This is a genomic window from Streptomyces dioscori (assembly GCF_003024195.1).
In the GTDB taxonomy this organism is placed as follows: Bacteria; Actinomycetota; Actinomycetes; order Streptomycetales; family Streptomycetaceae; genus Streptomyces; species Streptomyces dioscori.
This window is the reverse complement of sequence record NZ_KZ679041.1, coordinates 197611-222884: the sequence shown is the minus strand read 5'-3', so window position 1 is coordinate 222884 and position 25274 is coordinate 197611. Positions and strand designations below refer to the sequence as shown.

Sequence of the window (25274 nt, the reverse complement as noted above, 5' to 3'; positions counted from 1 at the left end):
CCGACTGTCCCGCCGGCTCGTGCCGGAGGCGGCGAGCCGCTAACGGCCGGTAGCGTGTGACCGGAGTTGGGCGGTCCGGTCGAGCTAGCCCTGCCATCCTCCCGCTCGACGTCTCTGACACGACATGTTCCGGCCAGCGCACACATGTCTCGCACTCATGCATCGGATACGCTCAGATGCGCTCCTCAACATGTCTTCCCATCCGCCGGGTCGTTCGCGGTGCTGGCAGCCGCGTAGAGAGCGCGGATATTGACGCCGGCTCCACGCGCGAGACGGCTGAAGACCCAGTCGATCGGGCGGCACCGTCGGGCGTCAGGCAGTTCTACGACGAGAGAAACGGACTCGGCGTGGGCCGTGGAGTCGCACCGCCAGACTCCTCCGGTATGTCGGGTAAGGATCTCTCCGATGTAACAACCGAAGGCGATTAGGGATTCGGTCATGCTTTCGCTTGTGACACCTTCGGCCCGGAAACCGTCGAGGATGTCCTCCACCAGGAGGATGCTCTCAGGGCTGAAATCCAGGTCCGCGCCGCTGATGTCGGCTGCGGTCGCCACGATGGCAGCGGCGTGCTGGGGAGCGTCACTGGGCTCCAGCGGCGGATTCAGATGCACATGCATGTCGGTCCTCGCACTATCGCCGTTGATGTCGTCGAGGCCAACCGCACAAGATTCGGTCCAGCATGCCCCTGCCCGTACAGCCATGGAACATAACCGACCCGCGGCGTGGCCAGAGCAACTTGCGCCATTAATGTCTGCGGTGGACACACGCGGTGCCCTCCGGCGGCACTCTCCGCCACAGTCGGGGCCGCGCGGCACACCTTCACACCTGGCGCCTCGTCCGCAGCGGCATCGTTTCGCAGCCGTGGTCCGCGTGTGTTTTCAAAGACTCCGCCCATGAAAGGATCTCAGTGTGGCACGTCCTCGTCAGTTCGATACCGATGCCTCGGTGGATCAGGCGATGCACCTGTTCTGGAAGCGGGGTTACCACACCACGCAAATACCACGGCTGACAGAATTGCTGGGTGTCGGCACCGGCAGCCTGTACTCGGCGTTCGGCTCGAAGGACGGCCTCTACGCCAGAGCCCTGCAGCACTACTGCGACGGGCTGCTCACGACTTTTGACCGGGCCGTACGGGCCGGGCCGGACATCCGTGCGGCGATGCGGGGGCTACTGCTCGCCATGGTCGACGCCGACGCGGCGGACCCCGAGCGCGGTTGCCTGATGGTCAACGCGGTCATTGAACGCCCCGCCCACGACGGCACGGTGGAACAGGTGCGTGCGGCCATGACCGCCGTGGAATCCGTCCTGCGGGAGGCGCTGGAGCGTGCCGCGGTCCATGGGGAACTGCACGGCGACCGCAGTCCTGCAGAACTGGCCCGCTTCTTCACCACGTTCGTCCAGGGAATCCACGTCGTCGGCCAGTCCCGCATGGACGGGGCGTTCCTGGAGTCCGCCGTGGCCGTGGCGCTCCAAGCGCTGGACTGAGACCGCATGTGTGTCATCAGCAGTCCACTGCCGGAGCAGGAGCGGAAGACATCCGGAACCGCCCTTCAGGCCACCCTGGTCGTTCTCCCGGGATCTGCCCCTGGTGGCCCTCCAGCTGGAGGAAAGACGTGGACGCCGTCGACACCCTGGCACACACGTTCTCGTCCGTCACCGCACACCTGCGGGAACATAACGCCGCGGCCGGGTCGGCCCACGCCGTGACCTGAAACTGCTGATCATTCCGACCGCCGACCTCGACGAAGCAGAAGTAACCACCTTGACAGGTGACGACGAGCCATGGGACGGTATCGTCACCGCTTGAGGCAGTCACTTCTTGATGAGGACACACCATGACCGTCGTAAAATTCCATCTCGTCTCCACGCTCAGCCCGTCGGGTGTGCAGGAAGCGCTGACCGACTTCAGCCCCACCCGCGCAACGGCTTGGCCCACGATCGATGCCGAGCACTTCACGGTGCACGACCTCGGCGACACCTGGGCGGAGGTCACCGAAGGGACCTCGTCGGCCTGGGAGCGCGCACGCTACGCGTGGACGCCGGGCGGTGACACGGTCACCATCACCACTCTCGACTCCAAGCTCTTCGGAGCCGGCGGCGGCTGGGTTTTCCGGATGACCCCCGAGGGCGACGGCACCCGGGTGGACGTGGAGCTGACGCGGGAACCGGACACGATCAAGGGGAAGATGCTGGCCGCGCTACTGCCCCTCGCTGCTCCCTCTTCCCTGCGCAAGTCCTTCGCCGGCCCCCTGCAGGCCGAGTGACACCTCGGTCGATCCCGCCCTTCCCGACCGACGACAGGGCGAGATCGACACCCTGAAGGGCCGGCAGCTCACACTGCCGGCCCTTCCCCGTGCCGTGAGCGCCGGTCACCCGACTCCACCATGACCGTCGATTCAGACGACTCTGGCGATGATCGCGGCCAGCCGGTCGGGCATGGACAAGAACGGCGAGTGCGCGGACTCCAGCGTCACCACGTGTGTCGTGTTCTGCGGGAAGGCGCTGTCCGCCTGCGTGACGAAGAGGCGCTGCAGGGCCACGGGAATGGTGTTGTCCTGGGAACAGAGCACATAGGTACGGGGAATCGCCCCCCAGCCGTGCTCGGTGAGGGTGGTCGGCTGCGTGGCCATGGCGGTCGGCGACTCGCAGCCCAGCAGGGCGATCGCCGCGTCCGCGGTGTGCTTCTCGACCCCGCCGTAGAACGCGCTGCGGATGGCGGACCGTTGCGCGTCGGCCCCTGTGTCGACGCGCAACGCTCCGACCGCGACAGGGTCGGCGGCCAGCAGGCCCAGGGACTGCTCACCCGCGGCCTCGGGCAGTGACGGATAGACGATACAGGGAACGCCGGAAGCAGGCATGTATGCGGCGGCGTAGACCAGGTGCCCGAAGAGCGCGGGATGACGCTCGGCGGCCCTGGTCAGCACTGCGCCGCCCATGCTGTGGGCGACCGCGGTGACCGGCTCACCCCGGCCGATCCGGCGGGCCTGTCCGGCGAGCGCCATCGCGGCCGCGTCAAGGTCGACGTCCGCGATCGGTGACATCTCCGACGCGAAGTCCGACGGGGCGTACGGACGCCCGGTGCTCGCGGCGGGTCGCCTGGCCCTCAACCCGTGGCCCGGCAGATCGACAGCCACCGACCCCACCCCTCGCACGGCGAGTTCGAGGGATACCTCGCTCCAGCACCACGCTCCGTGGAAGAAGCCGTGAACCAGCAGAACAGGACCCCGCAGTGCGGACATGTCTTTCCTTCGGGCAGGTATGACGGGACGGTGGCCGGAAGCACTCCTACCGCGTCAAGGCGTAACGTCCACCCGCACACGCGTGAGGACCAGCTCGGCAATCCTCCATTCACCGTCGATCCGCGTGAAGCGCGGGCGGTAGTGCCCGTAACCATGCATCTCTGTGAACCCCTGCCCTCGCTCGGCACAGCCTGCCGGCACCGGCCGTCTGACCAGGTCCTCCATCGCCCATATTCCGCGGGCCGATGTCGCGGACTCGACATCGATCAGGTCGGAGAACAGGTGGTGCACCAGCACCGCGCCGGATCCGACACCCTCCGGGAGGGCTCGCGCGATCTCCTCACGGCCCTCCATGCGGATCAGTACGGTTCCGTCCGTGTCGTGCGGGGTGAAAGTGCCGTCAGGCGTGAACAGGGACGCGAGCTCGTCCCACTGCTGGTGGTCGGCGGCGTAGACGTAACGCGCCATCAGACGACGCAGACCCTCAACGACGACGAGCTTCTCCATGTCATCCATCGACGTGCCGCTCCCGTCAGGTTCGACCATGAGGCACAAGGCCCCGCAGGCCAAAAATATTGGACCACTAAGTCCAGCGAGCTTCCCTCATCTACGCTGGACCGTCAAGTCCATAAATAGCTGCGGTCCTCCCAGGAAACTATGGATCGCCGGTGAACACCACCGGCCGCCGGAGAGGCCTGGCGAACGGAAGGTGGCCGTCCCGAGGGGGTCCGGGACGGCCACCGGTGTCCTGTTGCGTCTCTGCTCACAGCAGGCACCTGTCCATGAAACGGAGCCGGTCGGTCAAAGGTTCACACTTCATCCGACGCCCCAGCATCGGATCGCCCCCGGCAGTCCTCCAATCCTGTACCCATCCGCTGAACTCACGCTCTGGAGGGGTTAGTTGAATCTTTCCTATGACACATGTGTAGCGCGCGAACTAATACATATGATGCTGACAGCCCGACATGATCACATGTCACGGTGCCGCTCGTCCGGTCCCATTCCCATACTCTGAGGACACGACTGACATGAACGACTTCCACCCCGGCCGCAGACGCCTGCTGAAGATGTTCGGACTGGGTGCCACCGCGACCACCGCGGCCATCCTGCAGGCCGACCCGGTGCTCGCCGCCACCCTCGGGTACGACGAAAGAACCGGTGTCTCCCCGACCACGTATCGGCCGCCAGAGGGACTGGCGAAGAACACCGCCGCAAAGCAGACCGCCCTCGACTGGATATCGGCCAACGGGAGCACGATCACCCGGCTGAGCGACGATGTGTGGCAGCACGCGGAGCTGTCCCTGCGTGAATGGCGGTCCTCGCTCGCCCACGCGAAACTGCTGGAGGACAACGGCTTCACCGTCGAATGGGGTTCGGCTGGCTTCCCCACCGCTTTCGTCGCCACCTACGGCACCCAGGGGCCGATCCTGGGTTTCAACGCCGAGTACGACGCCCTGCCCGGCCTGTCCCAGAAGAAGGGTGTGGGCAGCCACGATCCGCTCGTCTACAACTACGACGCCTACGGCCCGACCTACGGGGCCGGCCACGGTGACGCGCACAACTGTCTCGGCGCCGGAGGCACCGCGGCCGCCATCGCCGTGGCGCGGGCGATCAGCGCGAACGGGCTCAAGGCCACGGTCAAGTTGTTCGGCAGCGCGGGTGAGGAACAGCTCGTCGGCAAGGCGTACGCGGTCAAAGAGGGCGTCTACGACGGCCTCGATGCCTTCCTTGACTGGCACCCCTTCAACATCACGGTGCCGTTCTGGAACACCACCAGCGCTCTCGTGTCCGCCACGTTCACCTTCCTCGGCGCCTCCGGGCACGGCGGGACCCCACTCGGCAACAAGAGCGGCCTGGACGGCGCCCTGCTGATGGCGACCATGTCGGAGTACCTGCGGGAGAAGAACGTCGCCCCCTCCGGCCGGTTCCACTACGCGGTCATCAACGGCGGCGGCGCTCCGAACGTGACTCCGGACATGGCCTCCATCTGGTTCTTCGTTCGCGAGGGCAGCCCGGCTCGCGCCCGGGTGCTGTACGACAAGATCGTGGAATGCGCTGAGGCCGCCGCACGGGCCAGTCAGACCCGGCTGGTGCACAAGTTCCACTCCGCGACATGGAACCTACTGGCGAACAAGGCAGGCGCGGAGCTACTCAACGACAACATGCAGCAGATCGGCGCCCCGTCGTTCACCGGTGCCGACCACGCCCTGGCCAGGAGCATCCAGAAATCGCTCGGCCGCCCCGAGACCGGCATGCCGACCGAACTCACCCCGCTCAGTCCTCCGGCGGCCGCCTACACCGGCGGCCTGGCCACTGACACCGCCGACATCAGCTGGCAGGCCCCCACCGCCGTCTTGCTGTCCGCCGCCTATCCCGCCGGTATTCCGAACCACAACTGGGGCGTCACCGCGACGGCGGCCACCAACATCGGCCACCAGGCTCTGCTGTCCGCCACACGCTACCTCGCGGCGAGTGCTGTCGATCTCATCATGCAGCCGGACCGGCTTGACGCGATGCGGCAGGAGTTCGAGGACCGCACCAAGGGCTTGGTATGGGCCTCGATGATCCCCGACGGCAATCAGCCGCCGCTGTACGAGCCGCCGGCAGAGTTCCTGAAGGCGACCGGGCAGAGCTGGCCCCCGAAGGGGGTGACCTGGCCGGTGCCACCGGTGGTGGCCGCAGAGCAGTTGGGCACCACGGGCCCCAACCTCGCACCGGTGACCTGATACCGCGACGCGCTTTTCCCCTTCCCCGGCCGTCCTTACCTGCGCGTGGACACCCTCTTCCTAGGTCACTCGCGCTCCAAACGGGAGGCCGGGGTACGTTGCCGGGCGGCATCGGCGGCGTCTTGACTTACGTCACGACGCCGTCGGCTCTCCGCACCCCGCCCGGCGACGCCCTTTCCCCAGCGAGACACCGCCCCTGCCTGCGTGTGCGACACCTGTCGGCACCGGCTGCACGTTTCCCGCCGTTGCCCCGGTCCGGCATCTGACCGTCAAGTGACCGATGTGCACACGCGGCGTTCGGCGAAGAGTGGTGGCTGCAGACTCCGTCCACCGAGGGGAACTCCTGTCATGCAGCACAACAAGCCGCGACTGCAGGCGCGTTCAGCGCCCGAGCAAATGCCTTCGCTCCTCCTCGACCTCGACCAGATGCTCGACGAGTTCACTCGGCTGCCGATACGGGCGGAGTTCCATTTCGACCCGAAGATGCCCGCGGTGATCACGGTCGAATTCCTGGCAGAACGGGGCCCGAGTCTGGTCTGGCACATCGGCCGCGAGCTCCTGCACCTCGGCCTGACGTCGATGAGCGGCTCCGGTGACGTACGCATGTGGCCGACACTGCCGGGCGAACGACCCTCGTCGTGGCTGCTCCTGGAGTCGACGGAGGTGGAGGTCCTGTTCGAGGTGCCCACCGCGGCACTGGCTTCATGGCTCGACCTCACCCACCACGTGGCCCCGGTCGCGACGGAGATGGATGGTCTGGACTGGGACTGCTTCCTGCGGGAAGTGCTCGACGGTCCGGGCCTGCCGTCCGAGTGAGCACCGAGAAGTCACGGATGACTTGCTTCCCTCATCGTCACCTGTCAGAGTGGTGACGAATAGAGGCTGTCGCCACCGGCCCGGTGCGTACCGCCGTCACATGTGCCGCCCGGCCACCCGGTGACGGCGCTTTGCCGCAGGCCGCACGTGCGGCGGACGAGGAGGAACAACGTGAAGACCAGCAACCCGATCTTTTCCCGCTGGGGCGCCGACGCCGACCGTGGCACCGGCCCCGACGACGAGCGCGGTCGCCGTCCGGTGGGGGCCGTGGCCGCGGGGGGCCCGACGGGCAGCGACTACCTGGTCAACCCCTACGCCTCCACCTCCGGCCAGGTCCCCGACGCGGACATCCGCGGCGGCCGCACGGCGATGACACTGGACGACGTCGTCGTGCGCACCGCCACGACGCTGGGCACCGTGGCCCTGGCAGCGGTGCTGTCCTGGCTCCTGCTGCCCGTCGACGAAGCGAACATCGGCCGGTCCTACGGGTTCGCCCTGGGCGCGGCCCTGATCGCCTTCGTCCTGTCACTGGTGCAGGTGTTCAGGCGGACGGCCTCCCCTGCGCTGATCCTCGGATACGCGGCGTTCGAAGGCGTCTTCCTCGGCGTGATCTCCAGCGCGACCTCGACCTATGTCTCGCCGGGTGTGGTCGTCCAGGCGGTACTCGGCACCTTCGCGGTGTCCGCGGGTGTCCTCATCGCGTACCGGATGCGCTGGATCCGCGTCACGCACCGGTTCGCGGGATTCGTCGCCGCCGCCGCGACCGGTTTCCTCCTGCTGCTGGTCGCCGACTCCCTCTTCTCCGCTTTCGGCGCGGGCAACGGCTTGGGCTTCCACAGCGGCGGTCTCGGAATCCTCTTCGGTGTCGTCGGCATCCTGCTCGGCGCGGCCTTCCTCGCGCTGGACTTCAAGCAGGTCGAGGATGCCATCGCCTACGGCGCGCCCCGTGAGGAGGCATGGCTGGCCGCCTTCGGTCTCACCATGACGCTGGTGTGGATCTACCTGGAGATCCTGCGCGTGCTGACCATCTTCAACAGCGACAACTGAGTTCTGCGACACCGAGGGGCAGACGCGTCGCGTATGCCCCTCTTCGCATGTCCGACCACCTCGGGAAAGAGGCCGCCCGCGCATGCGCGGGCGCAGGGACAGCAGACGGCCTGTGTCCCGGATCCCCTGCCCGAGCCGGACGGGGTCGGTGCACACAGGACACGTGTGTCCGCCAAGGTGTGGCACACAGGCATGTACCGGTGCCTCGAAGGCACGACCGGGCATCCTTGCCACACCTCGGGCATGCATGCCCGCTACGATGGATCCGGATGACGCGGTGAAGGTCTTGGAGGGCGTAGCCCATCCGGTGACTCAGCTGTCGAGTGATCAGCGAAGCGAATTCATCGGCCTGCTCGGTTCGATGGCTGCGGAGGAGGCCGATCCTTCGCGCCGCGCGTTCCTTGAGGGGTTCCCTGAAGGTTTCGGACTTGTTGAGGACGACTCCTGAGCTGGGATCAGGCAGAGAGCAGGACGCGCTTGCGGAGGAGTTCTAATCCTGCCCGGCCGAACATCTGGCGTTTGACCATCTTCTCAGCAGGGTGTTCCGGCTGACCGGCGTCCCGGAGACGTCCGCCATGCGAGCCCCGGCCTGGCCCGCGAGCGCGAGGCCGACCGAGATGAGCGTCGATCGCAGCCGTTCCGTCCGCCGGCCGAACCTGCGAGTGAGTCCCGGCACCTGCTCGGCGAAAGTCCTGCGCGGACAGGAGCCCTCCGCGCAGACGAACCGGCGCACCCTCAACGCCACCACGACGGACTTGCCCGCTGTCCGCAGATCACGCGGAAACCGCAGATGGGAGCCGTGTATTCGCCCGGACACACACCCGCGGCCCCGGCAGGTCGCCTGCCGGGCAGTACGCAGAGCCCCGATCCGGCCCACCATGTCGGTCATCACCTCGACCGACTCCACCAACACATTCTGCAACAAGGAGTTCAGCAACTCGTCGAGCTGCGACCGTACTTCGTTCACGGCGCAGCACTGTCGGCCACACTGGACACCGGCCGGGCGATCTCGGGGCTATCTCAACCACCGTCACGTGAAGAACGACAGTCACGCTGCGTACGCGACCCCACAGAGCGGACCAGAGCCCGCTCAGACCTCCACAGCCAAGCCTCGGCCCACCCGCTCGTCCACCACACGGTCGGGCAGGCTCGCTTCGACAGACAGGCGGTGAAGCGGCGAACGCCTCCGCTCCTGCGTGCCGGCGCGCCCGCACTCGGTGGCGTGGTCGCGCAGCCGGCGACCGGCGGGGTCCAGCGGGCCAAATTCCACGGGACAGAGCGGCGCGCCGGATCCACGTCCAAGGACGGACCCGATATTCGCGGACTAGGGCCTGTCTGACAATTTCCGTCGTCGCCCGGCAGACGGGAATTGTCAGACAGGCCCTAGGGCCACCGGCCGGCGTCGGGCGGAAGCCCGGACGGTGAACCTGAGTTCGAGCCGTCCGCGCCCCCGGTGCCCCGTCCATACCGGGAACACACCCCTGACACTGCCCGCCTGGCCCTGTCGGACACTGCAGCCCACGCGTATGGGCAGAGGGGCGGTTCGGCAGACGTCCAACCGCCTGCGGGATTCCCTCAGGCAACGACACGTACAAGGCCGTGTCGCGTTCCCGCGTCCGCGGGCGGACATGCGCTCATGTCCTGGCCCGCGCCGAAGGGCGCGGGCCAGGACATGAGAGAGGAACCCGAAGGTCACACACCGCGGCCGTTCGACCGGCGGTTCCGCCAGCCCAGCAGACCTGCCTGGACCACGAAGAACACGCCGCCGCCCGTGGCGTAGACCGACAGTACGTCGAGTGAGGGATCGTCGCCCGCGGCCTGGATGTTGTAGAAGACGCCGACGACGAAGGACAGCCCTCCCGCGACCAGCATCGGCCATTGACTGCCCAGCTCGGGCCCGCGCCGCCGGACCCCGACCACCACCTGGGCCGCACCCGAGACGACGGCCCAGGCGCCGAACACGTGGAGCACCGGCGCCACACCCCCGGCCCCGGCGATACCGACCGCGGCGGCTGCGAGTGTGCTCAGCACCCCGTTGAACGCCGTGACTCTGCGCTCGGAACCCTCGGGGAGGGCCCGGTGGTCGATCAGCGAGGACACCGCGTCGATCAGCGGGTAGGCGACCAGCAGGGTGATCGCCACTGCGTCGACGTCCTCATGGGCTCCGGCGAAGGCCAGGGCCCAGGCCAGGGCGAGGATGCCGCGGCCCAGGTAGAGCCTCAGCAGGGAGGAGCGCTCCTCCACCGCCGGGGCCGACGGTACCGTTGTCTGTGTGCTCATGATGGCTCTGCCTTTCAGGGGCCGCGAGGCCGTCGCCGGTCGGATCAGCGCCGGGACGGAAGGACACAACGGAAGCTGGAGGCTGCGGACGTATCGCCGTGGCCTTGGTAGCGGGACACCTTCGGGTAGCTGCACAGATCACGGTCGACGGTCTTGCCGGAGCCGGTGACAAGGGTGGCGGACAGCGTCGCGGGAGCCATGTCACGCTCGACCCAGGCCCTCAGAGCGCCGAGGTCGTCGGTCGCGCCGAAGCCCTTGTTGAGGGCGCAGTGCGGTGTGCCCGGCGAGAGGAAGAGACGGTAGAAGTCGTCGACCCGCTTGGAGCCACCGAGCTCCTGCTCGACCCGCTTGCGGTACTGGACCGTGCCCTCGGCCGGAATGAGCTGATCGGCCTGGCCGTGCCAGGTCAGGAGCTTGCCCCCGGACTTGCGGAAGGCCGACAGGTCCGGGTCGGCCGAACCGATGATCTTGTCGTATTCGACCTGGGACTGCCGGAACAACTGCGTGAACTGGCTGTATGTAATCGTGGAGACGTCGAACGAGGGCTGCTTCTTCAGCCACGTCGTGACCCAGGACGTGGGCACGGGGAACGGTGCGCCCTTGACGTCACCGTTCGCGTCGGGCGGAGTGACTCCGGCCAGGGTCGCGATGTCCGCGCCGATCGGGACGCCGGCCCACAGCTTCTTGCCCGACGTGGTGCGCGGGCCGTCCCAGATCTTGCGGACCACAGCCGCGTCAGAGGCCGTGATGGTCAGCTCCCTGCCGTCGCACACGACCTTCGTGCCGATCAGCCGGCGCGGGTCGAAATCGCATCGGGACGCGTCGTTGACCAGTCCGTCCTTGGCGCCGTCCAGGGAGTCGCAGGAAGCGACGGCCGCATTGGTGAAGGCATCGAACTCACACTTGGACGGGTGGTTCTTCTCGTTGTTCATGACCACCTGCGGCCACAGGGTGGCGACCTCGAACTCGTCCCAGTTGACCGCGGGCGCGTTGGCAAGGATGCCGTCGTAGTCGTCGGGATAGCGCTGGGCCTCCACATAGCCCTGCCGTCCGCCGGTGGAGCAGCCGTTGAAGTAGGAGTAGGAGGGGGTCTTGCCGTAGACCCCGTCCACGACCTGCTTGCCGACCACCGACGCCTCGTGCTGCGAGCGGGATGCGAAGTTCTTCAGCAGCGCGGTGTCGACCTTACCGTTGCTCTTCAGCGCCCAGCTGGTGTCGAGGGCGTCGCCGACACCGGCGTCGGTGGTCGTGACGGCGTAACCGCTCTTGACCGCGCCCCCCAGTCCGACGCCGTTGTCACCGGCGAGGTAGGCACTGCCGCCGAGTGCTTGGAAGCGGCCGTTCCAGCCGCGCGCGGGCAGCCAGGTCCGCACCTTGGCATGGTCGTTGTCACCCGGGTGGGTCAGGGTGACCGTCACTTCACAGTAGGCCGGGACGTCGTCGACCGAGCCGCCCAGGACACCGGTGCCCTGGATGGTCCCGCCCGCCTGACGAACCGCGGTCACGGACTCGATCCTGGTGCCGGCCGGAGCGTTCATGAACGGCGCCGCGCAGTTGTACCGCACGGAAGGCGAGTTGTTCTCGGCCGTCGCCGAGGCGGTGGGCAAGTATACCGCCGCGGCCAGTGGCACGCCGGCGGCGAACACAGTCAGAAGTCGTCTCATGGTATTCCCGTTCAACAAGTAGGTGGCACCTGGCTCCTGCGGCACGTATGTCCTGCAGGAGCCAGGCGGTGATGGGGGCTGCGGTTCCACGGACAGCGTCCGCGCCCGTGCTCCGCGACCTGATGACGACCCGGCGCGGCCCTGGACTCACCGAAGACTGACGCGGACTTTATCACCGGTTCAAGCGGTGACGCCACGGATAGGGATATCCGTTCGGCCGGATCTCCCGACCGCCTTCGAACTCGTCCCACTCTGGCCGCGCGCCGCGGGCGGCGGCAACAGTCACTTGACGGTCGGCACCCGCCGGCGGGTTCACTCCCGTCCACCGTCAACGGGTTCCGTCCCGGTCGCATGACGGACGTGCTAGGTCATCTGACGGTTCGGACGGCGAAACATGCGGCGTCCCGGGCCGAGCACCTCGCAGAGAAGGGCGCCGACGGCACCGCGTCGGATACGGGACGACGGCCGCCTGACCGCACGCTTACACGTATGGGTATCGAACGGTCACACATCCGGCGCAACGCGTGAGAAGCCGACCGGCGACAACTGTTATGGTGTGAGAGACGGGTACATGTATCGAGGAGTCACAGACATGGTGGGTGAAGACGACATCTCCGGATGAGATCCGGATCTGACCGGCCGCCGGACGGCGCGCGCAAGCGCTGCCGAAGCGGCTGTTTCGTCGTACCTCCCTCACGTCTGCCCAGGACAGAGCTCTGTCCTTTTCCTCACACCCGAGGTCTCCTGATGTCCGAGAACTCCATCGTCTGCTCGCACCTCTCCTTCGCCTGGCCCGATGACACCCCGGTCTTCCACGACCTGGCTTTCGCCATCACCACCGGCCGCACCGGCCTGGTCGCCCCCAACGGCTCGGGCAAGAGCACCCTGCTCAAGCTGATCGCGGGCGAACTGAAACCCACCACCGGTTCGGTCTCCGTCGGCGGAACGCTGGGCTACTTGCCGCAGAGCCTCCCTCTGGCCACGAATCTCACGGTCGCAGAGGTGCTGGGCGTCGCCGGGGTGATCCGCGCCCTGGACGCAGTCGAATCCGGGGACGTGAGCGAGGAGCACTTCGCCACCATCGGTGACGACTGGGACATCGAGGAACGCACTCGCTCCCAGCTCGACCGCCTCGGCCTGACCGACCTCACCCTGGACCGCAGCCTGAGCACCCTCAGCGGCGGCCAGGTCGTCTCGCTCGGCCTCGCGGCCCAGTTGCTCAAGCGCCCGGACGTGCTGCTGCTCGACGAACCGACCAACAATCTCGACCTTGAGGCCCGCCACAAGCTGTACGACGTACTGACGGACTTCACCGGCTGTCTGCTGCTCGTCAGCCACGACCGCGCACTGCTCGACCGCATGGAACGCATCGCCGAACTCGGCAGAGACGAACTGCGTTTCCACGGAGGCAACTTCAGCGAGTTCGAGGAAGCCGTGCGCGCCGAGCAGGAAGTGGCCGAGAAGAACATCCGCAATGCCGAGCAGGATCTGAAGCGGGAGAAGCGGGAGCTGCAGCAGGCACGTGAACGCGCCGAGCGGCGGGCCAGCAACGCCGCCCGCAACCTCAAGAACGCCGGTCTGCCGAAGATCTTCGCGGGCACCATGAAACGCGGCGCACAGGAGTCCGCGGGTAAATCCGGCCAGGTGCACGCGTCCCGGGTCAGCGAAGCAAGGGCACGACTCGACGAGGCCGGACGCGCCCTGCGCGACGAGCAGCGCCTCACCCTCGACCTGCCCGACACACAAGTGCCCGCTGGGCGGAACCTCTTCATCGGCGAGGGGATGCAGGTTCGTCTCGGGGACAAGGAGGTGTTCGCGAAGGGCGGTGTCGACTTGAGTGTCCGCGGCCCCGAACGGATCGCGCTGACCGGCCCCAACGGCGCAGGCAAGACCACCCTGATGCGTCTGATCACCGGCGGCCTCGCTCCGGACACCGGGGAGATCAGGCGCAACGACGGCCGTGTCGCGTACCTCTCCCAGCGCCTGGACCTGCTGGACCTGGACCGCACAGTGGCGGAGAACTTCGCCGCGATCGCCCCGGAGCGGCCCGAGGCGGAGCGGATGAACCTGCTCGCCCGTTTCCTCTTCCGGGGCGCCCGGGCACACCTGCCGGTGCAGGTGCTCTCCGGCGGCGAGCGGCTGCGCGCCACCCTGGCCTGCGTACTGTGCGCCGAACCGGCCCCCCACCTGCTGCTCCTCGACGAACCGACGAACAACCTCGACCTGATCAGCGCGGGCCAGCTGGAGAGCGCGCTGAACTCCTACCAGGGAGCGTTCGTGGTCATCAGCCACGACGAGCGGTTCCTCACCGGGATCGGCGTGAACCGCTGGCTGCGGCTGGCCGGCGGAACACTGAAGGAGACAGGAGCTTTCGAGGTGTGACCCGTCGGCGCGTGCAGCGGCCCGCGTCCGAGGCCACGCGCCCGGTGGGCCGACCATCGATCACGTCGGGACCCTCATGCCCCAGCCCGCTCTGCTCGCCCACGACCTCGTCCGCAGTCTGGGCGGCCGTCGCGTCCTCGACGGTGTGTCCCTGACCGCGTCCCCCGGCCACCGCATCGGCCTGATCGGGGAGAACGGCGCCGGCAAGTCCACCCTGCTGCGGGTGCTCGCCGGCGTCGACGAACCCGACGCCGGCACCGTCTCCCGCCCCGCCGGTCTCGGCTTCCTGCACCAGGAGATGCCGTTCGACTCGGATACGACCGTCGCCGCAATAATGGACGAAGCACTGTGCGAAGCCCGCGAGGACCTGGCCGTGCTGGACCGCCTCGGCGAGGAACTCGCCCGCCTCCCGGAGGGTGACCCCAGCCACCGGGCCCTCCTCGACACCTACGGCAGCCGCCTGGAACAGGCCCAGGACCGGGAGTCCTGGGACGCCGACCGCCGCGCCGCCCTGGTACTGGAAGGGCTGGGCCTCAGCGGTGTCGGGCACGACCGTATGCTCGGTTCGCTCTCCGGCGGGCAGCGCGGCCGGCTCGCCTTGGCCGCCCTGCTCGTCCGCCGTCCGTCGGCGCTGCTACTGGACGAGCCGACCAACCACATCGACGACGACGCAGCCGCGTTCGTCGAGCAGCAGGTGCGCGGACTACCCGGAACCGTGGTGGTCGCCAGCCACGACCGGGCTTTCCTCGACGCCGTGTGCACCGACCTGATCGACCTCGACCCAATGATGGAAGGGCCGGTCCGCCACGGCGGGAACTACAGCGCGTACATTAGCGAGAAGCGTGCCGAGCGAGAGCGCTGGGAGCGCCGGTACGCCGATGAGCAGGAGGAACTGGAGGAGCTGCGGCGCTCGGCGGGTGTGACCGCACACGAGGTCTCACCAGACCGCGGGCGGCGCGACAACGAGAAGATGGGGTACGGCCACCGGGCCGGCCGGGTGCAGAACCAGATATCCCGGCGGGTGCGCAACGCCACCCGCCGCCTGGAGGAACTGGAGCGGAACCAGGTCGCGCAACCGCCTCGGCCGCTACGGTTCACGGCCGGCGGACTGACCGCGCGCCCGGAGAAGGAGTGCGAGCCCCTGGTGGTCCTGCACGACGTGCGGGTGCCCGGCCGCCTCTCGCTGGATGACCTGGAGGTGTCTTCGGTGGACCGGTTGCTGGTCACAGGCGGCAACGGGTCGGGCAAATCGACCCTGCTCGCCGTACTCGCCGGACGGCTCCAGGCCGAGGGCGAGGTGCTCAGGCAGTCGCGGCTATCGGTGGGACTGCTCACTCAGGACACCGTATTCGATCGGCCCGACCGCCCGGTCCGGGAGACCTATGAGTTGTCCCTGGGCTCGGAGCGGGCCGAGAGGGTACCGCTGAGTTCCCTCGGACTGATGCACGAGAGGGACCTGAACAAGCCGGTCGGACAGCTGTCCGTGGGGCAGCGTCGGAGGCTCGCCCTGGGGCTGCTGATGGCGCGTTCGCCCCAGTTGCTGCTGCTCGACGAGCCGACCAACCACCTTTCGCCCCGGCTGTGCGACGAGCTGGAGGAAGCACTCGGCGCCGGTCCGGGCGCAATCGTGGTCGCGAGCCACGACCGCTGGCTGCGCCGACGGTGGGAGGGGCGCACACTGCGCCTGTGAACCGGCCGCGGGTACCCTCCGGGATCGTGACGATACTTGCGTACGTCAGCAGTCACCTGTCAAGATGGTGATGTGAACCTTAACCATGTCTTCGTCTGCGGCCACCCGGCTCTCGACTTCGCGGCCACCCTCCGCGCTCGACGCTCGACCCGGTTCGAGATGTTCGTGACGCCGGAGCGCCTCAACGCGTGGTACCTGGAATCCGGGCTGGTGGACACGATGACGCCCGGCGGAGTCGGCGACGTGCACCAGGCCACGAGCGTGCGCGAGGCGATCTACCGACTTGTCACTGACCGCCGCCTCGGCGAGGAGTTCGACCAGGAAGCCCTCGATGTGCTCAACGGAGCCGCACGCGAGATTCCCGTGACGCCGCAGCTCACCACGGCCGGACGGCTCGTCGAGGCGACACCCGGACAGGCTTTGGCGACCGTCTCCCGGCAGGCCGTCGAACTGCTCAGCGGTCCGGACGTCCCGTTGATGAAGGAGTGCGGAAACCCCGAGTGCACGCGCGTCTACATCGACCGCTCCCGAGGCATGCGGCGTCAGTGGTGCGGCATGGAGTCCTGCGGAAACAAGATCAAGGCCGCTGCCTACCGCGCACGCAAGAAAACCACTCCAGCCGTGACCTCGCACTGAACCCGATCCCGGGCTCCGAGAGTGTCGGTGCGGCCAGTGCGCACGTCCTGCCATGCCGAGAGCAGGTCCCTTCCGCCGGCGGGCCGGCGACGACCGGGACGTTGCAGCCGGCACCCTCCCGACGGCCGAAGCGCCGGCCGATGCCCGGGGGCTTTCGGGTGTCATCGGATCGCACACCGTACGCGGCCGTCGTCCGCAGCCCGCCCGGCGACCCCGGGGAGCACGTTCGGCCTGGTGACGCGCCTGCCGCCGCCGGCAGGTCACAGCGACAGGCGTGGTTGCCGCTCGGTCCTTGACGTGATCACCGCACGCGTAGCGCTCTGTTCCCGCGGAATCCGCCCACCAGTACCGGCGGGCGCGACGGGACAGTTCAGAGATACATGGCACGGTGACTGCGGTAGGCGAATGTGTCGCCCTCGCTGAGAATGGTGACGAAGCCCTGGCAGTAGCGTCGATATTCGACCTCTTGCTCCTCCAGCAGAGTCACGGACGCCACGCCCGGCCGCTGCTGTCCGACGTCACGCAAGGCATGCAGCAGCAACTGCGGAGGCGAAAGCAGCAGGACCTTCATGACCCGTCGGTAGGCATCGTTGACATCCTCCTGCCGCTCCGAGGGTTCGACGCAGGCTTCCGTGCCCGCCTGGCCGCGCGCCACGCACCGGGCCATGTCGTTCTCGACGAACAAGTCGAGGCAGATTTTCAGATGCTCCAGATCGGCCTTGGCCACGTTCGTCGGGTAAAGACTCGTCAGCTCGTTACCGCGGTGACCGTACAGGACGTATCCGGGCCGTTCCTGGCGGGGGAGACCTGCGGACACCTCGTCCCTCCCCTGCCACTGGGACCAGAACGGCAGCGTCAGCAGCACCTGCACCCAGCTGTCGTAGGCGTCCGAGATGATCCGCTCGGCATCGGACTCCAGCTCCGAACCATGCAGTCGGTACAGCCTCCGGAGCAGCGGCTCCTCCAAACTCTGGAACCTCGCGAAGAACACGGGATCGTCAGGGACCAGAATGTACACGGGGCTCCCTCCCTTGCCGGCACACGACACCGTGGATCGACGGACGGCCGCCCGCTCCCGCAGGCTCGTACACAGACCCCGCCGTACCCGGCTGGTACGGCTGCGGAACGGCCACCCACCCTGTCCACCGGCGCTCCGTGAACCGTCCCACTGGTGAGGCACGCCCGTTTCTCGGCCCTCGGGCCGACAAAGGAGCCGTCATCAACATCAACGGAATGGCCCTACCCCCAGGTTCACCGAAAATTGTGACACGTTTCAAACATTTCGGCATCCGACACACTAGATCCAACATCTCCTCTCTCACACATACGCAAGATCCAGGCGCCACGACGCCCACACCGATCAGCCACACATCACCCCCTTGACGGGCGACGATGCGCCATGGAAGTATCGTCACCTGTCTAGGGGGTTACTACCGGACTCAGGCTCCGCCGCCAGGGGGAGGCCGCTACGAGCACTACCCTCTGATCGTCCGGTGAACGGGGGCGGCGACCGTCAGACCGCCTTGCCCCGGATGAAGAAACGTGTCCCCCCACATGGCTACACTTCGCCGTCCGGACAACGGCCATACGGAGGGAGGCGACTTGGTCCCCTTGGCTACCCGGCGGCAGTACGCCGGACGGGCGACCAACAGCACCACATGAGAAATGGCGAGGACAGCCGCGAGATGAACGCGACAGTGCGCTACTCGATCCTCGGTACCGTACGGGCGGTACGCGGGGACAGCGACATCGACCTCGGTCCTCCGAAGAGACTGTCCGTACTCGCGCTTCTGCTACTCCGCGCTCCCGGCCCACTGTCACTGCGTGAGGCGGTCGGCATCCTTTGGGACGACGAACCGCCGACCAGCGCGGTCAACGTGGTGCACCGGCACATCGGTGCCCTGCGCAGGGCACTCGAACCCGACCTGCGCAGCCGGACCCACGCGGAACACCTTGTTCGTGCCTCCGACGGATATCGTCTACTGGTCGACACCTCCACCTCGGATCTGCTGCGCTTTCGCGACCTTCGGGCACAGGCACAGCTCGCGGTCAGGGACGGCGCACCCGAACAGGCCGCACGCGATCTCGTCGAAGCCCTGGGGCTTTGGCACGGTCCTGTCGCCGCCGGGACCTCTGTGGCCCAGCACCCGGTGTTCACCTCGGTCGGACACGAGTTCGTCGCGACCGTGAAGGAGGCCGCCGACGCCGTTCTGACCGCGGCGCCGTCACTGACGGAGCAGGTATTGACCGCACTCCGGCACGCCTTGCGCAACCAGCCCTTCGACGAGGCGCTGCACTCCCGGATGATCGCCGCCCTGGCGGTAAGCGGTCGGCAGGCCGAAGCCCTGCAGCAATTCGAAGGCATCCGCCGCGCGCTGGCCGAAGAACTGGGGGTCGAACCCGGAGCCGAACTGCGTGCTGCTCAGCATTACCTGCTGAAGCGCAGGAACACCCGACCCGCGGAAACCGCGGCACCACGGCCCGTGGAAGCGGGCCCGCCGGCCCAACTGCCCGCGGATCTCCCGTCTTTCGCCGGACGTGAGCGGACCCTGAACCAGTGTCTTCAGCTTCTGCCCCTGCAAGGCGGGAACCGGCCCCCCGTGACGACTGCAGCGATCTGCGGCATGGCGGGAGTGGGCAAGACAGCGTTGGCGGTGCACTGGGGTCACTTGGTCGCCGATCATTTTCCCGACGGACAGCTCTACATCGACCTCCAGGGGCACGACCCGTCCCGGAACCCGCTCGACCCGGCCGAGGCGATCGCCGAGATGCTTGACTCGCTGGGTGTGCGGAACAACCGTCCGTACTCAAGCGGAGCCGCGCTCGCCTCCGCTTACCGCAGCGCGCTGAGCGGGCGTCGACTGCTGATCCTCATGGACGACGCGCAGGACAGTGAACAGGTGCGTCCTTTGCTGCCCGCCACCGCGGGGTGTCTTGCCATCGTCACGAGCCGGCGACGGCTGGACGGTCTGGCGGTCACAGACAACGCCCTCATCTTCACCCTGAACCCCATGTCCCGTCAGGAGGGTATCGAACTGCTCGACCGTCGATTGGGCACGGACCGAACCCGGGCCGAGCGAGCCGACGCGGAGGAGATCGTGAGGCTGTGCGGCGGCCTGCCTCTGGCGCTGGCCGTCGCCGGCACCCAGGCACTGATGCAGCCCCAGTTCCCTTTGATCTCGCTCGTCACCCGGCTCCAGGACGCCGACGACCGTCTCGACGCGTTGTCCTGCCGCGATCCCCGCACCGACACCCGTCAGTCCTTCCACCGTTCCTACTTCGCGCTCGACAACGGCGCAGCACGGCTGTTCCGGCTGCTCAGCCTGCACCCCTCTCACGACGTCACCCTGCGGGTCGCCGCCAGTCTGGCCGGCACCGACCTGCGCAGGACACGGCAGGACGTGGCCGAGCTGATAGATCATCACCTGCTCGTAGAGCCGGTCGCCGGTCGTTACGGTTGTCAAGAACTGCTGCGCACCTACGCGGGAGAACTCAGCTCGCGCCTGGATTCAGCGGCCGAACGCTCCGCGGCACTGTTCAGGACGTTCGAGCACTACCTGTACAGCGCCGACGCCGCCATGGCGCTGCTCGCACCGCACCGCGGCAGAGTGACCGTGTCGCCTCCTGGACCAGGGGTGCGTCCTCAACAGTTCGACAGCGCCGCGGACGCGGCCCAGTGGATCGCCGCGGAACAGCACCTGCTCCCGGAACTCCTCCGCCGTGTGGGCCATCATCCACACGCGGAGACACTCCGACGGCGGCTGCTCCCGGCTCTGAAGGCGTGGGGGCCGGATCTCTGAGGTCACGGACGGTTCAGGCCGCCTCGGACCGAGCGGCACACCGCAACTTGCGCAGGGCATTGTGGTGGCGGCTCTTGACGGTACCGAGCGGTACCCCGAGGATGCCGGCGGTCTCCTGGAGACTGCGGTCGCACAGATAGATGTGGACGATCACCGCACGGTGCTCAGGAGACAACCGGCGCAACAACAGCCGGACCGCCAGGACGTTGTGCACCGCTTCGGTGATGTCGTTTCCCACCACGGGGTCGTTGTAGGTGACCCCGACGACTTCCTTGCGTGCATGAGGCTTACGCACCCAGTCGATAACGAGGTTCCGTGTCACGGTGAAGAGCCAACCCCGAACGGATCCCTCCATTCCGAGCAGGCGGTCGATGTTCCGCCAGGCCCGAATCATCGCTTCCTGAGTAACGTCCTCGGCGAGTTCGCGGTCACCCAGCATCTTCTCGGCGTACGAGACAAGACTGTCCCGGTGCTCCCGCATGATGGTGCCGAGCAGCTCGGACCGGGACATGGCCACAGTGTTCTGAATCATCCTGGTTCTCTGTCGTTCAGGACCGAAGCCGGATGCAATCCCGGCATCCGCACTGTAAGCAACTGCAGGTGCCAGAAGACTGCCAGTTTTGTGTCGCCGTGGTGTCGCTGTCACGCTCAAGGAACGTGTACGTATATCAAGCAGCCCAACTCGACCGGGAAACCCTCTCCCACCAGGAGTTTTACTGGCCCTTTTCTTGTCTTCGCCAACCGGCGGAGTCCGAGCAGGAGCAGGGGGTTGAGTCATATGTCACGTAGGTCGAGCCGCGTTGACGTGGCCCGGATGCCCAACCCAGATGTACCCGGCCAACGGCCTATTCATACGTTTGCTGGACAGTCGAAATACATGGTGTGCCGCCGCCGGACGCGGCGGCACACCGTTCCTGCTCGAAGTCACACGGGCCTCTCGTAGGAAGCCCACGCGATGTGGGACTCGTGCAGAGTCACGGACAGCTCACTGATTCCGCGCGCTCCCTCCCCCAACGCGCCCTGGTGGATGCGGTCGGTCAGACGGTCGGCTATCACTTTGGCCAGGTATTCGGTCGACGTGTTGACCTGGTCGAACTGCTGCTCCTCGTCGAGGTTGCGGTAGTTGAGGTCGCTGAGCACCGCCCCGAGCTCGGAAGTGGCCAGACCGATGTCGACCACGATGTTGTCGTCGTCGAGCTCGGGACGGCGGAACATCGCGTCCACGACGAACGTTGCCCCATGAAGGCGCTGAGCAGGACCGAACACCTGACCTCGGAAGCTGTGGGCGATCATCATGTGGTCACGCACGGTGATGCTGAACAAGGGTCCTCCAAATAAAGTCGGACAGGACGAGAGTCCTGTCTGCGCCTGGGTGGTCCCACACGGGCCGTCACGGCCATCCCGCGGACACCGCTCTGTAGTGCTGCGCGCGTCGTCGAAGCACAGCCGCCGTCGGACTCGGCAGCTGGTGCGGCCTCACACCGGCCCAGCCTTGCAGCAGCGGTGGGAAACCCGGCACGGAGCATACCCAGTGCACGCATGGTGGCAACGATTCACGTGTGAGGCATCCACGCACCGTCACCGGACGCCGGTTCCGACCCGGTAAGCGCGCGGTCCTCCCGGGGTGAGCGCCCTATGTGATCGTCCTGTGTCCTGCATGTGTCACAGGCCCGCGGACACGTCGTCGACGAAGGAGGACGACGGCGCAAGCCGATGACGGCTCCCCGCAGGCTCCGACCGCAGCTCGCGGGGGATGCGCGACCCGTACCGCTCCTGTGAATGCGGCCGCGATCCTCGCCCTTCCAAGGCACCGCTCGGACGGTCCCGACACCTGGGAACACAGCCGTCCAGCCGGTAGATGATCCCAGATACCCTGCTGCGGCAAAATATCCAGGAAACAGCCACTTTGGTCAGCTCGACGAGACACTTACCGAGCAGTATGTTCAAGCGTAGGCTTGTGCAGTATCGAGAAACCCACTGCTTGCGCTCGGGAAGTACCGTCACTTACCCCGCACGTACGGACACAGGCGTTTATCGTAAAGAGCGAACATGCCGGACGAACTGTCCGGCTGTGACACTTATCTGCACAGGAGTCGCGGCGTGAGTACCATGCGCAACGTCATCCATATCGAGGAGTGAACGGTTGTGACCAGCCAGTCAGCCGCCACGCTCCGATCGCGGTACGTAGAACAGACCGCGTCGGAACTGGAAGAGAACCATCGGCGCCAGCAGGAGCTGACCGAGCAGATCGCGGTGCTGAAGCAGGAGGAGGCGCTCCTGAGGGAGATCCTGAATCTCGCCGAACGCTACGGGGGGTTTGCAGACACCTCACGCCTGCCCGAACAGCTCCAGGGCGAGTCGGTCGCCGCGAAGACGCAGCAAGCAACCGCCGAGAGCCTTCCGCAGGGCCCGGCGTCGGCGAGCGCACAGGCGGGCGGCTCGGGGAGGGCTGGCACGAAGGGGAAGTCGCGCCAGCCTCTGCTCGGTGAGCTGCTGGCGGACCTGCTGCGTACGCACGACCAGCCACGGCTGGCGCGGGAGTTGCGGGACGAACTTCTGGAGAAGCACCCGGACCGCGACCCGACACCTCAGGTGGTCAGGAACACGCTCGAATCGCTCGTGGCCAAGGGACGCATCCAACGTCACCGGCAGCAGCGCTCCGTCCTGTACTCCCTCGTCGAATCCGGCCGCCCGGAGAACACGGCCGCGGCGGACAGCTGAGGAGCGAGTGCCCGTGCCGCAGTCGGCACGGGCACGGGCGTACGTCGGCAGTGCCGTGCCCGGAGGTGTCTCTCGGATGCCACCGGGCACGGCCGGTTCCTCGCGCAGGCGAACTCACAAGAGTGATCCCGCTGCCGGGCCGCTGGCGGCGCAGACCTGCGCCGCGGGGCTCACCCCCGCCACATGTTGTCGAAGGCGGCGCGCTCGACGTCCTGCTTCAACCGTGCGGCCTCCAACTGGGTCACCGCGTCGCCGACAGCGGCCAGCACTCTCGCCACGTCATCCTCGAAGAGGTCCTCGTCCACCGCCTGGTGACCGTCCACGAGACCGAGTTGGTCCAGCAGAACGGTCAGGACAGCTTCCTGCGACTGCGTCCGTTCTTCGGCACAGGGCCGCTCCAGCGGTCCGTCCGGCGCAGTTCGTACGAATCGCGGCCGACGCCAACGGCTTCGTGAACGGTCGATGAGCCCTGTCCGCTGCAGATCTTCGGCGTAGGCGGCGGCAAGGTTGCTGCCCCGACGCCACAGCCACTGCTCGATCGTCTCGTACGGCTCGTGGGAGACGATCGAACCGGCAGCCCGGTTCAGCAACCGATCATCCGTCACCAACCCTGGACGAGGCACCATGCGGTCGCCGTCCAGGGCCAGTGCCCCATGGGCGAGCAGGTCGACCGCCTCGGCCCCCGCGAGCGCGAGGGCCAGATCGCCCTGCTCCAGGGGCCCCTCCGGCGTCGCGCCCAGGGCGACGATCGCGAGATCCCGTGCGGTGGTCATCGCCGGGCCCCCTTCTCAAGCAGGCGCAGCCACACCTCACTGATGGTGGGAAAGGCGGGTACGGCATGCCAGAGGCGGTCGACGGGCACCTCTCCGGTGATGGCGACGGTGGCCGAGTACAGAAGTTCGGCCACGCCCGGTCCGACGAACGTGGCGCCGACGACGGTCCGGCGGTCGCGGTCAATGACGAGGCGTGCTGTGCCCCGGTAGTCCGGACGGTACTGGAGAGCACCGGCAAGTTCACCGATCTCCTGGTCGATGACATCAATGGCGAGGCCAGTCCGCTCGGCCTCACGGACGGTCAGTCCCACCGAAGCGACCTCAGGATCGGTGAAGACCACGCCCGGTACCGCCTCGGTGTCGGCAGTGCTGCGGTGCGGGCCCCAGCGGCTGGTGTCGAGCCCTTCGCCGCGGGCCCGGGCTGCTATGACGGCGCCTGCGATACGTGCCTGGTACTTCCCCTGGTGGGTGTAGAGCGCCCGGTGGTTCACGTCACCCACGGCATAGAGCCAGTTCCCAGGGACGGCGGTGACGGTCAGGCTGTCATCGGTGGTGAGCCAGTCACCGGCGGCAAGCCCCACCGCGGCGAGTCCGATGTCCTCCGAGCGCGGGGCACGGCCGATGGCGAAGAGGATCTCGTCGGCGGCGAGCCGAGCGCCGTTCGAAAGGGTGACGCGCAGTTCGCCTCCGTCCGTGCGCTCCGCGGCGGTGACCGAGACGCCGAACCTTACGTCCGCACCGGCTTCACGCAACCGCTCGGTGACCATCTCACCGGCAAAGGGCTCCATACGGGGCAGCAGGCCTCCCTGACGCGCGAGCAGGGTGACCTGGCTGCCCAGAGCCTGCCAGGCGGTGGCCATTTCGACACCGACGACACCGGCGCCGACGATCACGAGTCGTCCAGGCGGCTTCCGGGCACTGGTCGCTTCCCGGCTGGTCCAGGGCCGCAGTTCCTCGATGCCGTGCAGGCCGGGCAGGGCCGCACGGCTGCCGGTGCACAAGGCGACGGCATGCCGGGCACGCAGGTGGACGGGCTCGCCGTCCGAGGTCTTCACCGACACCTCACGCTCCCCCACCAGGCGCCCGTGCCCCCGCAGCAGTTCGATGCCGGCCGACTTGAGCCATTCGACCTGGCCGTCGTCCTTCCAGTCACCGGACATGTGATCGCGGTGAGCGAGCACCGCTTCGACGTTCAGTGGTCCCTCGACAGCAGGATCCAGACCGGGGACGTGGGCGGCGTCGGCGCGGAACAGGACCGGGCGCAGCAGTGCCTTGCTGGGTTCGCAGGCCCAGTAGGAGCAGTCACCCCCAACCAGTTCACTTTCCACGACAACGGTGCTCAGACCTGCGGCGACGGTGCGCTCCGCCACGTTCTCGCCAACCGGGCCTGCGCCGATCACGATGACGTCATAGGTGCGGATGTTCTCGGTCGTCATGTGTCCTCCGGTGGACGGGTTGCCGGTCTGGTAGATGTCGTGGCCGCGACAGGGGTCTGGTGCG

General features: G+C 67.4%; 23 protein-coding genes. 12 read left to right on the top strand and 11 right to left on the bottom strand.

Translation table 11 applies throughout. The features are described 5' to 3' along the window. Positions 1 to 185: 185 nt before the first annotated feature. Positions 186 to 617, bottom strand: a complete 432-nt coding sequence (locus C6Y14_RS12230; RefSeq protein ID WP_107016629.1) for a hypothetical protein — start codon at positions 615 to 617, stop codon at positions 186 to 188. Positions 618 to 909: 292 nt separating this feature from the next. Here C6Y14_RS12230 and C6Y14_RS12225 point away from each other — a divergent pair, with 292 nt between their 5' ends. Together C6Y14_RS12225 and C6Y14_RS12220 are read left to right on the top strand one after the other, a co-directional pair. Beyond that, positions 910 to 1485: a TetR/AcrR family transcriptional regulator gene (locus tag C6Y14_RS12225; RefSeq protein WP_225891032.1), complete on the top strand. Its 576-nt coding sequence runs from the start codon at positions 910 to 912 to the stop codon at positions 1483 to 1485. A 350-nt stretch (positions 1486 to 1835) separates the two neighbouring features. Further along, positions 1836 to 2264 (top strand): SRPBCC family protein, encoded by a 429-nt coding sequence (locus C6Y14_RS12220; RefSeq protein WP_107016627.1) that lies wholly within the window; start codon positions 1836 to 1838, stop codon positions 2262 to 2264. Positions 2265 to 2396: 132 nt separating this feature from the next. Here the strand turns inward: C6Y14_RS12220 and C6Y14_RS12215 are convergent, their stop codons facing one another. Together C6Y14_RS12215 and C6Y14_RS12210 are read right to left on the bottom strand one after the other, a co-directional pair. Further along, complete coding sequence (locus C6Y14_RS12215) at positions 2397 to 3239, bottom strand: alpha/beta fold hydrolase (protein WP_107016626.1); 843 nt, start codon at positions 3237 to 3239, stop codon at positions 2397 to 2399. Between the two features lie 54 nt (positions 3240 to 3293). After that, a complete protein-coding gene (locus tag C6Y14_RS12210; RefSeq protein ID WP_107016938.1) occupies positions 3294 to 3755 on the bottom strand; it encodes a nuclear transport factor 2 family protein in 462 nt (153 codons plus the stop codon). Between the two features lie 512 nt (positions 3756 to 4267). Here C6Y14_RS12210 and C6Y14_RS12205 point away from each other — a divergent pair. The 4 genes from C6Y14_RS12205 to C6Y14_RS12190 all read left to right on the top strand — a co-directional run bounded on the left by C6Y14_RS12205 (position 4268) and on the right by C6Y14_RS12190 (position 8276). Further along, entirely contained in the window at positions 4268 to 5965 is a 1698-nt protein-coding gene (locus C6Y14_RS12205) for an amidohydrolase (protein WP_107016625.1), read from the top strand. Between the two features lie 348 nt (positions 5966 to 6313). Continuing rightward, the gene (locus C6Y14_RS12200; protein ID WP_107016624.1) at positions 6314 to 6781 is read left to right on the top strand and encodes an SsgA family sporulation/cell division regulator; all 468 of its coding nucleotides are present in this window, start codon (positions 6314 to 6316) and stop codon (positions 6779 to 6781) included. Positions 6782 to 6952: 171 nt separating this feature from the next. Then, entirely contained in the window at positions 6953 to 7828 is an 876-nt protein-coding gene (locus tag C6Y14_RS12195) for a Bax inhibitor-1/YccA family protein (protein WP_107016623.1), read from the top strand. Positions 7829 to 8087: 259 nt separating this feature from the next. Beyond that, entirely contained in the window at positions 8088 to 8276 is a 189-nt protein-coding gene (locus tag C6Y14_RS12190; RefSeq protein ID WP_225891031.1) for a hypothetical protein, read from the top strand. A 42-nt stretch (positions 8277 to 8318) separates the two neighbouring features. Here C6Y14_RS12190 and C6Y14_RS12185 read toward each other — a convergent pair whose 3' ends face one another. The 3 genes from C6Y14_RS12185 to C6Y14_RS12175 form a co-directional block, all read right to left on the bottom strand. After that, the gene (locus tag C6Y14_RS12185; protein WP_107016622.1) at positions 8319 to 8795 is read right to left on the bottom strand and encodes a transposase family protein; all 477 of its coding nucleotides are present in this window, start codon (positions 8793 to 8795) and stop codon (positions 8319 to 8321) included. 725 nt (positions 8796 to 9520) lie between these two features. After that, complete coding sequence (locus tag C6Y14_RS12180) at positions 9521 to 10108, bottom strand: DUF308 domain-containing protein (protein ID WP_107016621.1); 588 nt, start codon at positions 10106 to 10108, stop codon at positions 9521 to 9523. Between the two features lie 44 nt (positions 10109 to 10152). Continuing rightward, positions 10153 to 11613 carry a tannase/feruloyl esterase family alpha/beta hydrolase gene (locus C6Y14_RS12175; protein ID WP_225891030.1) on the bottom strand — a complete coding sequence of 487 codons (1461 nt, stop codon included), beginning with the start codon at positions 11611 to 11613 and terminating at the stop codon, positions 10153 to 10155. Between the two features lie 31 nt (positions 11614 to 11644). On the opposite strand from C6Y14_RS12175, the gene C6Y14_RS44930 reads away from it, so the two are divergent. From C6Y14_RS44930 to C6Y14_RS12160, 4 genes are all read left to right on the top strand, one after another. Further along, the gene (locus C6Y14_RS44930; RefSeq protein ID WP_225891029.1) at positions 11645 to 11794 is read left to right on the top strand and encodes a hypothetical protein; all 150 of its coding nucleotides are present in this window, start codon (positions 11645 to 11647) and stop codon (positions 11792 to 11794) included. Between the two features lie 725 nt (positions 11795 to 12519). After that, positions 12520 to 14154, top strand: coding sequence for a ribosomal protection-like ABC-F family protein (gene abc-f / locus C6Y14_RS12170; RefSeq protein WP_107016619.1), 1635 nt, complete (start codon positions 12520 to 12522; stop codon positions 14152 to 14154). A 76-nt stretch (positions 14155 to 14230) separates the two neighbouring features. Continuing rightward, positions 14231 to 15844, top strand: a complete 1614-nt coding sequence (locus tag C6Y14_RS12165; protein ID WP_107016618.1) for an ABC-F family ATP-binding cassette domain-containing protein — start codon at positions 14231 to 14233, stop codon at positions 15842 to 15844. Positions 15845 to 15916: 72 nt separating this feature from the next. Next, positions 15917 to 16480, top strand: coding sequence for a CGNR zinc finger domain-containing protein (locus C6Y14_RS12160; protein WP_107016617.1), 564 nt, complete (start codon positions 15917 to 15919; stop codon positions 16478 to 16480). A 370-nt stretch (positions 16481 to 16850) separates the two neighbouring features. Here C6Y14_RS12160 and C6Y14_RS12155 read toward each other — a convergent pair whose 3' ends face one another. Then, positions 16851 to 17498 carry a hypothetical protein gene (locus tag C6Y14_RS12155; RefSeq protein ID WP_107016616.1) on the bottom strand — a complete coding sequence of 216 codons (648 nt, stop codon included), beginning with the start codon at positions 17496 to 17498 and terminating at the stop codon, positions 16851 to 16853. A 667-nt stretch (positions 17499 to 18165) separates the two neighbouring features. Between C6Y14_RS12155 and C6Y14_RS12150 the strand changes: the two genes are divergently transcribed. Continuing rightward, positions 18166 to 20280: an AfsR/SARP family transcriptional regulator gene (locus C6Y14_RS12150; protein WP_225891028.1), complete on the top strand. Its 2115-nt coding sequence runs from the start codon at positions 18166 to 18168 to the stop codon at positions 20278 to 20280. Positions 20281 to 20293: 13 nt separating this feature from the next. Here the strand turns inward: C6Y14_RS12150 and C6Y14_RS12140 are convergent, their stop codons facing one another. Then, complete coding sequence (locus C6Y14_RS12140) at positions 20294 to 20791, bottom strand: sigma-70 family RNA polymerase sigma factor (protein ID WP_107016614.1); 498 nt, start codon at positions 20789 to 20791, stop codon at positions 20294 to 20296. A gap of 413 nt (positions 20792 to 21204) precedes the next feature. Continuing rightward, a complete protein-coding gene (locus C6Y14_RS12135; protein WP_107016613.1) occupies positions 21205 to 21603 on the bottom strand; it encodes a 6-pyruvoyl trahydropterin synthase family protein in 399 nt (132 codons plus the stop codon). A gap of 822 nt (positions 21604 to 22425) precedes the next feature. Between C6Y14_RS12135 and C6Y14_RS12130 the strand changes: the two genes are divergently transcribed. Continuing rightward, positions 22426 to 23001, top strand: coding sequence for a hypothetical protein (locus C6Y14_RS12130; RefSeq protein WP_107016612.1), 576 nt, complete (start codon positions 22426 to 22428; stop codon positions 22999 to 23001). Positions 23002 to 23171: 170 nt separating this feature from the next. On the opposite strand, the gene C6Y14_RS12125 is transcribed toward C6Y14_RS12130, so the two are convergent. Further along, positions 23172 to 23774, bottom strand: coding sequence for a GPP34 family phosphoprotein (locus tag C6Y14_RS12125; RefSeq protein ID WP_107016611.1), 603 nt, complete (start codon positions 23772 to 23774; stop codon positions 23172 to 23174). Further along, a complete protein-coding gene (locus C6Y14_RS12120) occupies positions 23771 to 25210 on the bottom strand; it encodes a dihydrolipoyl dehydrogenase family protein (RefSeq protein ID WP_107016610.1) in 1440 nt (479 codons plus the stop codon). The genes C6Y14_RS12125 and C6Y14_RS12120 overlap by 4 nt, the downstream gene beginning before the upstream one ends. Positions 25211 to 25274 lie beyond the last annotated feature (64 nt).

Excerpts from the sequence above, each read along its gene's own strand:
- C6Y14_RS12230 (WP_107016629.1), bottom strand. The coding sequence starts at position 617 with ATGCATGTGCATCTGAATCCGCCGCTGGAGCCCAGTGACGCTCCCCAG.
- C6Y14_RS12220 (WP_107016627.1), top strand. The coding sequence starts at position 1,836 with ATGACCGTCGTAAAATTCCATCTCGTCTCCACGCTCAGCCCGTCGGGT.
- C6Y14_RS12215 (WP_107016626.1), bottom strand. The coding sequence starts at position 3,239 with ATGTCCGCACTGCGGGGTCCTGTTCTGCTGGTTCACGGCTTCTTCCAC.
- C6Y14_RS12210 (WP_107016938.1), bottom strand. The coding sequence starts at position 3,755 with ATGGATGACATGGAGAAGCTCGTCGTCGTTGAGGGTCTGCGTCGTCTG.
- C6Y14_RS12205 (WP_107016625.1), top strand. The coding sequence starts at position 4,268 with ATGAACGACTTCCACCCCGGCCGCAGACGCCTGCTGAAGATGTTCGGA.
- C6Y14_RS12200 (WP_107016624.1), top strand. The coding sequence starts at position 6,314 with ATGCAGCACAACAAGCCGCGACTGCAGGCGCGTTCAGCGCCCGAGCAA.
- C6Y14_RS12190 (WP_225891031.1), top strand. The coding sequence starts at position 8,088 with ATGGATCCGGATGACGCGGTGAAGGTCTTGGAGGGCGTAGCCCATCCG.
- C6Y14_RS12180 (WP_107016621.1), bottom strand. The coding sequence starts at position 10,108 with ATGAGCACACAGACAACGGTACCGTCGGCCCCGGCGGTGGAGGAGCGC.
- C6Y14_RS44930 (WP_225891029.1), top strand. The coding sequence starts at position 11,645 with ATGAACGGCGCCGCGCAGTTGTACCGCACGGAAGGCGAGTTGTTCTCG.
- abc-f (WP_107016619.1), top strand. The coding sequence starts at position 12,520 with ATGTCCGAGAACTCCATCGTCTGCTCGCACCTCTCCTTCGCCTGGCCC.
- C6Y14_RS12165 (WP_107016618.1), top strand. The coding sequence starts at position 14,231 with ATGCCCCAGCCCGCTCTGCTCGCCCACGACCTCGTCCGCAGTCTGGGC.
- C6Y14_RS12150 (WP_225891028.1), top strand. The coding sequence starts at position 18,166 with ATGAACGCGACAGTGCGCTACTCGATCCTCGGTACCGTACGGGCGGTA.
- C6Y14_RS12140 (WP_107016614.1), bottom strand. The coding sequence starts at position 20,791 with ATGTCCCGGTCCGAGCTGCTCGGCACCATCATGCGGGAGCACCGGGAC.
- C6Y14_RS12125 (WP_107016611.1), bottom strand. The coding sequence starts at position 23,774 with ATGACCACCGCACGGGATCTCGCGATCGTCGCCCTGGGCGCGACGCCG.
- C6Y14_RS12120 (WP_107016610.1), bottom strand. The coding sequence starts at position 25,210 with ATGACGACCGAGAACATCCGCACCTATGACGTCATCGTGATCGGCGCA.